Source organism: Alicyclobacillus sp. TC, from assembly GCF_016804365.1.
Taxonomy (GTDB): domain Bacteria; phylum Bacillota; class Bacilli; order Alicyclobacillales; family Alicyclobacillaceae; genus Alicyclobacillus_I; species Alicyclobacillus_I tolerans.
On record NZ_CP044434.1, the window covers coordinates 1,380,321 to 1,392,143 of the forward strand.

Below are 11,823 nucleotides of genomic sequence, written 5' to 3' on the forward strand. Positions count from 1 at the left end.
TTTGGATTTGGTTGTCCTAGATATAGAAACAACTGGTTTTCGCCCGGATAAAGATGAAATTATTGAATTAGCTGGCGTACGCTTCCGAGAAGGTATTGCAGTTGATGAATTTTCTACACTGGTCAAACCGAATCAAGGTGTACCGCACCAAATTTCCGAATTGACCGGGATCGATAAAAGTATGTTAATAGACGCGCCTTCTGTGGAAAAAGCATTGCCAGATTTTTTGGATTTTATAGGCCAATCTCCAGTGGCAGGACACAATGTACGTTTTGATATTCAATTTTTAGAAGCAAATGCCAGAAGAATAGGCATATCTTCTCCCAAATTAGAGAACTCTCTAGATTCCTTGGCTATAGCTCGCATTATTTTACCTAAAAATAGTGAATACAGTTTGGCAGCTCTCGTCAAGCAGTTAGATATTACTCATGAAGAGCAACATCGGGCACTTGCAGATGCTAAGGCTACGGGTGAACTCTTGATAAAGCTTCAAGAAATAGCTTCCAGAAAATGGCCTACAAATTTGCTGTCGGAAATTTGCCGATTGGCTTCTTTTATTTCTCCTACTGTAGGTGCATATTTTGAAGAAATTCGGACTTTGGCTGAAAATGAGAAAAGTTTTCAAGCCATTCGCCCCTTAGATCAGATTCAGGGTCTTAGTTTTGCAGTAGTCACTGAAGATCACACAATCCAAGGTTCTAATTCGTTATTAGAGAACAATGAATTAACATTACCGGAAAAATCGGCCCATCTTCTTTCTTCAGAAGGACCCCTGCCACAGATGTTCTCACAATTTGCGGCTCGAGAAGCTCAAATGGACATGGCACGAATGGTGGCTGATGCCCTGGATAATGGTCAACATCTTATGATAGAAGCTGGAACAGGTACAGGGAAGTCGCTTGCTTATCTGGTTCCCTCTGCGTTATATGCCAAAAGCTCAGAAAAAAAAGTGGTTATTTCTACTCATACACTTGCTCTACAAGATCAGATTGAACATAGAGATTTTCCAATTCTGAAAAAAATGTTCCCTTTTCCAGTACACCTTGCAGTTTTAAAAGGACGCACCAATTATGCTTGTTTGCGTAAAATTCGCCAAGAATCAGCTTCGCTTATGATGACCTCCGATTCTTATGAGATTCAGTCATTCATGATGTTTATGAGCTGGTTGGTGGAGACAGAGAGAGGATTAAAAGATGAACTCAGTGTAGCAGCTGCAAGTTCTGGAACCTGGCAACGCATTCAAAGTGAGAGTGATTCATGTATTGGCAAACGGTGTGCTTTTTTTAAACGTTGCTACTATTTCCAAGCTAAGCAAAGCGCCCAGCAGGCAGACTTGGTGGTTACCAACCATTCACTGGTCTTCTCTGATTTAAAATCCGATCATCGCGTACTGCCAAGTTTCGATTATTTAATTATGGATGAAGCGCACCACGTGCGAGATGTGGCAACCAAACATCTAGGATCTGAGGTTCACTGGCTTCAATTTTTAGGTTTGAGTTATCGCTTGTCCAGAGAAGGCGTCCGCCACTCTTTACTTCAAGATTTACGACGTAAATATACCGATTCACCGCAAGCTGAAAGAATCATTCCATCAATTGAAAGAGCAGAAGAACACATTTTATCGTTGCGTCAAGTTATGGAAAGGATATTTTTACTATTTTCAAATTTGATTCCAAACGAAAGTAAGGAACTTCGTCTCTCAGATAAAATTTATCGGGCTCCAGAATGGGAAGAATTTCTTTCTTTACAAAAACAATTAGAAAATAGAATGGTGTCTTTGCAGGAAGAAAAAAATAGCTGGCAAAAGTGGGGGGAAGAAGACGAAGATACGGATCGCGGTGGCCGGATGCTGGACGCTCTAGGCTATCTTGAACAGCTCATGGCACAATGCGCTCTTCTTTTTAAATTACCTCTTCTCACTGAAACTGAAGTCTGCTGGCTAGAAAAGAATGGAACACGTGAAAAACCACTTCTTTCCTTACATTTTGCTCCTCTCGATGTATCGGATATTTTATGTCGAGAACTTTTTCAGAAGAAAGATTCCATTGTCCTGACATCAGCCACATTGACCGTCAATCAGTCGTTTGATTATGCGAAACGGCAACTGGGACTAGAAAAAGAAGAGGATTTGCTCACAGCGACACTGCCCTCTCCGTTTGATCTTGGTCAACAAGCGCGTCTTTGTGTTCCACGTAATATACCGGAGATGTCTAAACTTTCGCCGGAGGAAACTGCTCATTGGCTAGGTCAGGCATTAAGCCGTCTGGCAATGGCAAGCGGAGGGCGCATGCTTGCACTTTTTACGAGTCATGCTTTACTAAAAGCGACGGCTGCTCGTATGCGGAGTTCTTTAAAAGCGGCCAACATCAATATTTTGGCACAGGGAGTACACGGCAATCGCACTCAAGTACTGCGCGCTTTTAAAACACATCCAAGATCTGTTCTCTTAGGAGCGCAGTCTTTCTGGGAAGGGATCGATTTGCCAGGAGATGAGTTGACAACGGTGGCTATGATCCGATTGCCCTTTGCGCCGCCTAGTCATCCAATAACAGAAATGCGTCATGAGCAATTGAAGCAAGAAGGGATTAATCCCTTTTTAGAAGACAGCTTGCCGGAAGCCATTGTTCGTTTTCGCCAGGGATTCGGACGCTTAATTCGTACAAAGGACGATCGCGGTGTCGTTGTCATTTATGACAAACGTATCTTGACTGCACGCTATGGATCTTCATTTTTGCACGCTTTGCCGGGAGTTCACCCGCTCATTTCTGACGAGGAAACGATTTATCAAGAAGTACAACGTTTTTTACAACCAACTTCTGATGAAGAAACAGGTTGAATGTTCTCTCATTCCAAGTATGCGTCATATCAGGAAATTGGAGTTGAAAATGGATGCGTCCAACAGCAGACTATGCCGTGATCGGCGGAACAGGTGTTTATACAGCAGGACAGCTTGAACACTTACAAGTTTATGAAGAGATGACTGAATACGGACATGCTCAAGCTATGATTGGAGAAATCAGAGGCAAACGTGTCGCTTTCTTGCCGCGTCATGGCTTAAAGCATCAAACTCCTCCGCATCTTGTCAACTATCGGGCAAATATTAGGTTATTGCAATTGCTGGGAGTCCAAAAAGCGGTGGCCACGGCGGCTGTAGGCTCACTTCGTAAAACCCTTCGGCCAGGTCAACTCGTTTTGCTAACAGATTTTCTTGATTTTACACGCACGCGTCCAGCTACTTTTTATGAAGAGGGGCGGGTTGTACATATCGATATGAGCGATCCATACTGTCAAACAGTACGTTCTTCTCTCGATGTAACAGCCAAACAGGAGAATCTAGATGTAATACCTTCTTCCACTTATGTTTGTACAGAAGGACCCCGTTTTGAAACTCCTGCTGAAATTCGCTACTTTGCACAAATTGGCGGAGATGTTGTAGGAATGACCAGTGTACCTGAAGTGGTTTTGGCAAAAGAAGCTGGAATTTGCTATGCATCGATTGGTATTGTCACCAATTTTGCGGCAGGAATTTCTACACAACCACTGACCCATGAAGAAGTGGTCACAACCATGTCAGAAAATATCGAACGAGTTCGCAAACTTATGGAACGTTGGATAGAGGAGGATAATCTTCAACACCGTCCTTGCTCTTGTGCTCAAACTGTGCAAAGCATGAGTCATCTTTAATAAAAATAATCTCGGAAAATTTCCCCGGTGCCAAGAACAAATTTACAAAAGGAGACATAATTGAATGTCACTACGAGCTATTGAATGGGACGAGCATAAAGAAACATTGAAATTGCTCGATCAACGAGTTCTTCCGCATCAGTCGAATTGGATAGAATGTTTGAACGAAGAAGACGTTGCAGCAGCGATTGCCGCCATGGTTGTACGCGGAGCTCCAGCCATTGGACTGACTGCAGCGTACGGCATCCTTTTGGCTGCCATTCAGGCTGTCAAAAATCACGAAGCTTTATGGCCCCGACTCAAACGAGCTGAAAAAATGCTCATTGCAGCACGTCCCACAGCTGTTCATCTGCAGTTCACGCTGGAGGAAATGCTCAAAGGTGCTGAACAACTGGAGGATAGCGATAAAACGATAAGTTATTTACTCTCTAAAGTCAGGAAAATAGAACAGGAAGATTCACTCAGTAACCGAAATATCGGTGCTCATGGAGCCAATTGGTTACAGAAAAGAAGAGGAAAACAACCACTGGTTTTGTTGACTCATTGTAATACAGGCGCATTGGCAACTGCAGATTTTGGAACTGCGCTCGGCATTATCCGTACTCTGCAGGAACGAGGAAGCATATCGAACGTATTTGTAGACGAAACTCGTCCCTATCTTCAGGGTGCTCGTTTGACTGCCTATGAATTGGAAGCTGAAAACATACCCTATACGCTGATTACCGATAGTATGGCAGCTGCAGCAATGCGTTTGAAAAAAGTTGATGCAGTTATTGTTGGAGCTGACCGAATTGCCAGCAACGGTGATACAGCGAATAAAATTGGAACATACAGTCTGGCCGTTCTGGCCAAAGCTCACCAGATTCCTTTTTGCGTGGCAGCGCCACTCGCCACATTTGATTGGTCACTTCCTTCTGGTGAAAAAATTCCGATTGAGGAACGACCTGCTGAGGAAATGGTAATTTGGAATAAAACACCAATTGCTCCTCAGAATGCTCGCGTATGGAATCCAGCTTTTGATGTAACGCCTTTTGAATGGATCTCAGCAATTTTTACAGAAGAAGGAGTCATTGAATCTATAGCAGACTTGGAGCGCTTACATCAACGAAACACTCCTTCCATTACCATGTAATTTCAGGAGGACGCTATGACGAAAACCATTTTAGAAGTCGGAGCACTCGTAAAAAATGCACAGGAATGGATCTCTGGTCCTGCATACCTTGTTTTTGACGGTCAACAAATTGAGGAGATCGGTGAAGGAACCTACAAGAAACCTTTATTAGGCGCTCGTAAAATTGTACGTCCCCATTCATTGGCTATACCTGGGCTCATCAATACGCATGGACACGCTGCCATGACACTACTGCGTGGCGCAGGCGATGATATGCCTTTAATGGACTGGCTCAATCAACGTATATTCCCATTGGAAGAACAATTAACAGAGCGGGCAATCTATATTGGAACGCTGCTCGCCTGTTATGAAATGCTTAAGTCAGGTACCACGACCTTTACAGATATGTACATGATGATGCATCATGCTGCCGAGGCAGTGGCCAATTCGGGAATGCGCGCAATGCTTTCATGGGGAACTGTCGGATTCACGGATGAAAATCGTAAACGTGGAATTGAAAATACTCGCAGTTTGGCAAAAGCCTGGCACAACGCTGAAAATGGCAGACTGCAAATTTCTGTGGGACCTCACGCACCTTATACATGCCCAGCTGACTACTTGCGAGAACTGGCTAAATTGGCTGAAGAATTGCAATTGCCCATGCAGATTCACCTTAGTGAGAGCCAAACAGAAGTTGAACAGGCACTCCAAACATGGGGAAAGACGCCGATTGCTCAAGTGCGCGACTGCGGTCTATTTTCTGTACCAGTACTTGCGGCACACTGCGTACATCTAACAGATGAAGACATAAGCATATTGGCAGAGAATTCTGTTTGTGTAGCGCACAATCCTCAAAGCAACTTAAAGTTGGCTTCTGGCATTGCACCATTGCCAAAAATGCTCGATGCTGGAATTACTGTGGGCTTAGGTACCGATGGGGCAGCAAGTAACAATAATCTCGATATGTTTGAAGAAATGCGTTTGGCCGCTACTTTGCATAAAGGCATCTCCTATGAAGCAACCACCATTCCTGCCGCAACAGCGTTTGCTATGGCTACGGAATATGGAGCACGCTGTCTGTTTCAAGAAAACAAACTCGGAATACTGGAAGTGGGGAGAGCGGCAGATATTACCTTGCTCAATCTCGATAGTCCTCATTTGACTCCCATTTATGATTTGATTTCCAATCTGGTCTATGCTTGCGGGGCAGACGATGTCACCGATGTTTTTGTGGCAGGTGAGCATGTATTGGCCGATGGAAAACCGACGCGTTTTGATATAGAATCTGTTCTTCATGAAGCTCGCCAAATTGCTTCTAATCTGTCACGCAAGTGAAACGATGTCAAAACACTGTCCGTTCGATTGAAATAGAGAAGATAGGACATTAGTATTAAATTTAAATCATGCTAAAGCGGCAAGCGGACATACGAGCCACTAGACAAGTTTTAAACACCGTGTAGTCCTGAGAGAGTGAGGAGACACCATGCGCATTCTTGTTACGAATGATGACGGTATTCAAGCTGAAGGCATACAGATATTGGCTGAGCTTGCTGCAGAATTAGGAGAAGTGGTTGTGGTAGCGCCAGACAGTCAACGCAGTGCAGCTAGCCACTCCATAACAATTCGAAACAGGCTGTATCTCCAGGAGCACCATTTGCATCATTCTCAAATAACCGCCTTCTCTCTCTCCGGTACTCCAGTTGACTGTGTAAAATGGGCTGTAACTGAGATGGGATCGTTTCAACTTGCACTTTCTGGAATTAATGAAGGAGCCAATTTGGCGACAGATGTCCTGTATTCCGGAACAGTAGCAGCAGCTGGTGAAGCTGCTCTACAAGGTATTCCTTCCGTTGCATTGTCGCTTTGTGGACCGCCTTTTACATTTTCTTCAGTGGTCGATCCGGTTCGAAAACTCCTTAAACAAGTCGTTCATTTGACTTTTCCGTCGGATACTTTTCTCAACGTCAATATTCCACCTCATATCCTGCTAGACAACGATGCACCTGCTTGGCAAGTTACAGAACTAGGCGCACGTACCTTTCGCGATCAATTTTTCAAAAAAACAGATGAGCAAGGGCGCGTCTATTACCGATATGCTGGTGAAGCTGTAGAGGAACCCGAAGGAGAACGTAAAGACGTTCTGACAGTGCAAAACGGTTTAATTTCAGTAACGCCTTTGCGCTATAGATTCAGCGAATTATCATGGATGCATGATTTAATTCAGCAATTGGAAGAGTCAGACATAACTGAACTTCCGTTTAATAGAAAGGAAGTCCGTAAGACTTATGGAAAATAAAATGCCCATCATTGCAACACATGAATGTACAGCGGTAGATGATTTATATTTACTGGTAGATTTTTTGAATCGCAATCTCAAGAACAAAGACGTGATATTTGGGTTGTCAAAGTCAACTGCCAATGAAGGAAAAATGTTAATTACTCTGTATAAGGCTTCTGAGGAGTCATGAAAAGAAAAGTTTTTTTTATCAGTCTGAGCGTTTTTTTTCTTCTTTTATTGCTCGCCGCAGCTTTGACAACCTATTTTGAGCAAACTTTGCAAAGTCACTGGTCGGAAGAAACGCAAGCGGCAGAATACGTTTTGAATCACTCACCGATTGAAAAAATAGAAACATCGACAATGTTTACCGCATCAGGCTTGGAAAATGTATTTACTGGCAAGGATATTTTTGGCCAATCTTGGATTGTTTTTTATTTTCCAGACCAACAAAAACTACATGCTGTACTCGCTAAAAATATCATTAATACGACACAGATTGAGACCATTTGCCGCAAATTCTCTTTACAGCCTTCACAACTGAGTTTAGGCTGGTTGAATCAAGAGCATGCAGCAAACATGAATACCAATCCTGGACCTGTTTGGGAAGTTTACGGGAAAAAACAAGGTGAAAATACTTATTATTACTTTAATGCTGCAAACGGTGACCTGATTTGCCAATATGTGCTCCAACACCATACTTTATAGCGTGCTATACTAAATGCAGATGAATCATTGGAGGGAGCGTGATGAATTGTCACGAGTTCGCATGGTCCCCGTTCTGGTCATCGCAATTGTCACGCTTGGGATTTTGTTTGGAGCCTGGCAAGGATATCAACAATACCGTTTGATTGCTCCTCTACAGGCGGAATTAAGTAAGATACCTGGAGTAGAGTCGGTTACCATTAACCGCTCACCATCAGATACAGTCGTTATTCAATTAGGTCCCGTTCAAACGCTGGTCAATCATGATTTGCAGTCCACATACAATGAAATCCAGAATGATGTTATTGGAACGCTGGGCAGTGGGGAATCCATTATTCTCAAGGATAAAAGCGACCAAACGCTTACACTGGATTATGAGTCTTTGCAACCTATCATATTTGAAGGACTCAACCACGGAACTTACACGCAAATGATTGCCAATGTTGAAAAAGCAGCGGCCAAAGAAGGTATACAGGCACGTGTCACAATGGATTACCATAATATTTATATCCAACTGCAACAGGGAAGCCACTACTTGTACGACTTCCATGCGTATCGGCTTGGTCAAGGGGGGGCTGTGCAGTGATGAAAGAATGGCTGATAGGCATTGGTTTAGCCGTCGTCATTTTTGCAGGATTATTTCTTAACGTCAACGTTCTGCCCATTCTCTTTTTAGCTGGGCTAGCTTTCGTAGCCTGGTTCATGATGGAGAGACGTACAGCTGTTGCTGGCGCTGGTAGAGAGACTCCTGTCAAACATCAAGTATCGTTTGATCAAATTGGCGGTCAAGAGAACGCAAAACGGGAACTTCGAGAAGCGCTGGATTTCCTTAAATATCGAGAGCGTATTAAAACTTTAGGCATTCGACCTTTGAAAGGCATTTTGCTGACAGGACCACCGGGTACAGGTAAAACTCTGATGGCTAAAGCAGCGGCAACTTATACGGATTCGGTATTTTTAGCAGCTTCAGGCAGCGAGTTTGTAGAAATGTACGTGGGCGTTGGAGCGCAGAGAATCAGAGAATTATTTCGAAAAGCTCGTCAATTAGCCAAAAAGGAAAACAAAGACAGTGCGATTATCTTTATAGATGAAATTGACGTTGTAGGTGGTCGAAGAGGACAGCATAGCCACCAAGAATATGACCAGACTTTAAACCAATTGCTCACGGAAATGGATGGTATGAGTACAACTCAATCTCCACTGGTCTTGGTCATAGCTGCTACCAACCGAGTGGATATCCTGGATCCGGCATTGCTTCGTCCGGGACGTTTCGATCGTCAAATTAAAGTGGATTTGCCCGATAAAGAAGGACGTTTGCATATTTTGCAAATTCTTACGGCAGGAAAACCACTTTCAGAGAATCTTAATCTCGAACACATTGCCAGAGAAACATTTGGTTTTTCTGGCGCTCAATTAGAATCTTTAGTCAATGAGGCGGCCATTGCTGCGTTGCGTGCCGGTTCGAATCAAATTACTCAAGAAATGTTTCGTGATTCAGTGGATAAAGTACTAATGGGCGAGCGTACGGGCCGGAGACCCACGGATGATGAACTGCAACGGGTAGCCGTGCATGAACTTGGTCACGCTATTGTCAGCGAATTAATGCGGCCAGGTACAGTTTCACATATTACCATCGCTCCACGTGGCAATGCTCTTGGTTTTGTTCGCCAGATTCCAGAAGCGGATCGTTATCTGTATACTCTTGAACAATTGCAAGAACAAATTAATGTTGCGCTAGGTGGATGTTTGGCGGAAGAACATCACTACGGTAACCGCAGTACAGGTGCCCAAAATGATTTTGTGCAGGCATCCTCGCTGGCCAGAACCATTGTTACTTGTGGTTTATCCCGAATTGGCATTGTCGACGAGGAACATCTTCCAGAAAATGTTTTAGATACAGAAGTTCGCCATATTTTGGCTGAACAAGAACGTATCACAAGAGAAATTTTGCGACCTTATCGCGAAGATATTGCACAGTTTGCCTTTGATATTGTGCGCGAAGAAAGCGTTGATGGTTCTGTGTTCCGAGATTGGCTGAGCAGTATTCAGGATAAAAAAGAACAAGGTGAGATGAAATCTTCGGAAGCACATCGGACGCCAGAAACAGTATTACTGGCTTAAGTCACAAATTACCAAAACCCCATATGCCGGGAGGCATGATTGTAAGGAAAAATAAAAACTATTCAAGGGCATCTCCAATGAAGATGCCCTTTTCATTTGTGCGCCCGGCATGGGCGTTGTCTCTACGGTGAGAGTCCGGAATGGTGAAGGTAGCAGTAGCCATTAGCTTAAGCCAAGGGTGTCCACCGTGAGGTGGAATCTGAAGGAAGGCGGCGGCAAACCTCCGACCCGAGGTTCACGAACTCCAATCGAGGCTAGCGACAGTTGGGTGAGTCTGCAAAACAAGACAAAGCCCTTGCTACCGAAGGCTGTCGAGAGTAAATGGAGCGGGTAGATGGAGGGAAAGACAACGTTCTTACCCGGGGAGGTCTGTCCGGCACGCCAGCGATGCTGGTAAGCGTTTCTGAAAGGAAACGTTGAACGGACAGAAGTCAGCAGAGGTCATACTACCTGCAAGGGGACGCCCAAGCAGGGAAGGACTGAACATGATTGTGAGGGTTGTTCATGGCAAGTTCGAGAGAGAAGCAAAGACAGCCGAATATCCCACGAGGGAGCTATCCTCAGGAGGAAGTGGTGAATCCACGGGGGACTGAGGAAGCGCCGAGTTTCTCTCCGGCACGACCCAATGAACCAGCCCGCGAGGAAAGTTGTATTGACCTGATGGAACAGGTAGTAGAGCGGGAAAACCTACTCTCAGCGCTACGCCGTGTGGAGAAGAATAAGGGAGCTGCCGGTGTCGATGGAATGGAGATAAAATCCCTTCGTCCATTCCTGATGGAAAACTGGGGGCGTATCCGAAGCGAACTCCTTCATGGAACCTACCAACCATTGCCCGTACGTCGAGTCGAAATCCCGAAGCCAGACGGTGGCGGCAAAAGGATGTTGGGAATACCAGCGGTGCTAGATCGCCTGATCCAACAGGCACTTCTGCAAGTATTGACGCCCATCTTTGACCCAGAATTCTCATGGTACAGTTATGGTTTCCGCCAGGGGCGCAATGCCCACCAAGCGGTCAATCAGGCACAGATGTACATTGCCCAAGGCTACCGCTTTGTTGTGGACATGGACTTAGCTCAGTTCTTTGACCGGGTGAACCACGACATGCTTATGGCACGAGTGGCTCGCAAGGCAAGAGACAAGCGAGTTCTGAAACTGATTCGTGGATACCTAAACGCAGGTGTCATGGAACACGGCGTATGTGTCACTACCGAAGAGGGCGTTCCACAAGGCGGTCCACTCAGTCCATTACTCGCCAACATTATGTTGGATGACGTGGACAAAGAACTGACGCGACGCGGACACCGCTTCGTCAGATATGCCGATGACTGCAACGTGTACGTGAAGAGTCGCCATGCAGGAGAAAGGGTCATGGAAAGTGTGCGCAGATTTGTGGAAGAGCGACTCAAGCTTAAAGTCAATGTGGATAAGAGTGCAGTAGACCGACCGTGGAAACGCAAGTTTCTTGGGTTCTCATTCACACCTAACAAAGTGCCGCGAATTCGAATAGCACCAAAGTCACTGAAGCGATTCAAGGACAAGGTCAGACAACTTACCTCGCGAAGTCGGGGACAGTGCATGGAACAAAGACTCGATTGGCTCAACGCATATCTAAGAGGGTGGGCAGGCTACTACCGCCACGCTCAGACCCGTAGTGTGTTCGAGGACTTAGACAAGTGGATACGTCACCGATTGAGAATGTGCTTCCTTAAGCAATGGAAGAAACCTAAGACAAAGCGACGAAACCTCGTCGTCCTTGGGATTCCCGAGGAATGGGCAGTCCTGATAAGCGGTTCACGCAAGGGCTACTGGAGACTCTCAAATACCCCACAAATGAATAAAGCCCTCGGTCTTGCCTATTGGCGTGACCGAGGACTGGTTAGCTTAGTTGAGCGATACGATGTGATTCGTTCCACAACATGAACCGCCG

The 11,823-nt window shown here is 45.0% G+C and carries 10 protein-coding genes; all 10 read left to right on the plus strand.

The genetic code is table 11. The annotated features are described in order from the left end of the window. Nucleotide 1: 1 nt before the first annotated feature. The 10 genes from FY534_RS06750 to ltrA all read left to right on the plus strand — a co-directional run bounded on the left by FY534_RS06750 (nucleotide 2) and on the right by ltrA (nucleotide 11,816). Entirely contained in the window at nucleotides 2–2,836 is a 2,835-nt protein-coding gene (locus FY534_RS06750) for a helicase C-terminal domain-containing protein (RefSeq protein WP_203115486.1), read from the plus strand. Nucleotides 2,837–2,889: 53 nt separating this feature from the next. After that, nucleotides 2,890–3,684 carry an S-methyl-5'-thioadenosine phosphorylase gene (gene mtnP / locus FY534_RS06755; RefSeq protein WP_072873195.1) on the plus strand — a complete coding sequence of 265 codons (795 nt, stop codon included), beginning with the start codon at nucleotides 2,890–2,892 and terminating at the stop codon, nucleotides 3,682–3,684. Nucleotides 3,685–3,748: 64 nt separating this feature from the next. Continuing rightward, a complete protein-coding gene (mtnA, locus tag FY534_RS06760) occupies nucleotides 3,749–4,816 on the plus strand; it encodes an S-methyl-5-thioribose-1-phosphate isomerase (protein WP_072873194.1) in 1,068 nt (355 codons plus the stop codon). A gap of 15 nt (nucleotides 4,817–4,831) precedes the next feature. Continuing rightward, nucleotides 4,832–6,130 (plus strand): amidohydrolase, encoded by a 1,299-nt coding sequence (locus FY534_RS06765; protein ID WP_072873193.1) that lies wholly within the window; start codon nucleotides 4,832–4,834, stop codon nucleotides 6,128–6,130. A gap of 148 nt (nucleotides 6,131–6,278) precedes the next feature. Continuing rightward, nucleotides 6,279–7,091 carry a 5'/3'-nucleotidase SurE gene (gene surE, locus FY534_RS06770; RefSeq protein WP_072873192.1) on the plus strand — a complete coding sequence of 271 codons (813 nt, stop codon included), beginning with the start codon at nucleotides 6,279–6,281 and terminating at the stop codon, nucleotides 7,089–7,091. Nucleotide 7,092: 1 nt separating this feature from the next. Beyond that, a complete protein-coding gene (locus FY534_RS06775; RefSeq protein ID WP_238413735.1) occupies nucleotides 7,093–7,263 on the plus strand; it encodes a YpmA family protein in 171 nt (56 codons plus the stop codon). Beyond that, the gene (locus FY534_RS06780) at nucleotides 7,260–7,778 is read left to right on the plus strand and encodes a hypothetical protein (protein ID WP_072873190.1); all 519 of its coding nucleotides are present in this window, start codon (nucleotides 7,260–7,262) and stop codon (nucleotides 7,776–7,778) included. The genes FY534_RS06775 and FY534_RS06780 overlap by 4 nt, the downstream gene beginning before the upstream one ends. A gap of 46 nt (nucleotides 7,779–7,824) precedes the next feature. Next, a complete protein-coding gene (locus FY534_RS06785) occupies nucleotides 7,825–8,361 on the plus strand; it encodes a hypothetical protein (protein ID WP_238413703.1) in 537 nt (178 codons plus the stop codon). After that, nucleotides 8,361–9,896: an AAA family ATPase gene (locus tag FY534_RS06790; RefSeq protein WP_083574048.1), complete on the plus strand. Its 1,536-nt coding sequence runs from the start codon at nucleotides 8,361–8,363 to the stop codon at nucleotides 9,894–9,896. Before FY534_RS06785 ends, FY534_RS06790 begins: the two co-directional genes overlap by 1 nt. Before the next feature lie 504 nt (nucleotides 9,897–10,400). Further along, entirely contained in the window at nucleotides 10,401–11,816 is a 1,416-nt protein-coding gene (ltrA, locus tag FY534_RS06795; protein WP_203115324.1) for a group II intron reverse transcriptase/maturase, read from the plus strand. The last annotated feature ends 7 nt before the right edge of the window (nucleotides 11,817–11,823 follow it).

Coding starts and splice junctions, on each gene's coding strand:
- mtnA (WP_072873194.1), top strand. CDS start 3,749: ATGTCACTACGAGCTATTGAATGGGACGAGCATAAAGAAACATTGAAA.
- surE (WP_072873192.1), top strand. CDS start 6,279: ATGCGCATTCTTGTTACGAATGATGACGGTATTCAAGCTGAAGGCATA.
- ltrA (WP_203115324.1), top strand. CDS start 10,401: ATGGCAAGTTCGAGAGAGAAGCAAAGACAGCCGAATATCCCACGAGGG.
- FY534_RS06775 (WP_238413735.1), top strand. CDS start 7,093: ATGCCCATCATTGCAACACATGAATGTACAGCGGTAGATGATTTATAT.
- FY534_RS06790 (WP_083574048.1), top strand. CDS start 8,361: ATGAAAGAATGGCTGATAGGCATTGGTTTAGCCGTCGTCATTTTTGCA.
- FY534_RS06780 (WP_072873190.1), top strand. CDS start 7,260: ATGAAAAGAAAAGTTTTTTTTATCAGTCTGAGCGTTTTTTTTCTTCTT.
- FY534_RS06765 (WP_072873193.1), top strand. CDS start 4,832: ATGACGAAAACCATTTTAGAAGTCGGAGCACTCGTAAAAAATGCACAG.
- mtnP (WP_072873195.1), top strand. CDS start 2,890: ATGCGTCCAACAGCAGACTATGCCGTGATCGGCGGAACAGGTGTTTAT.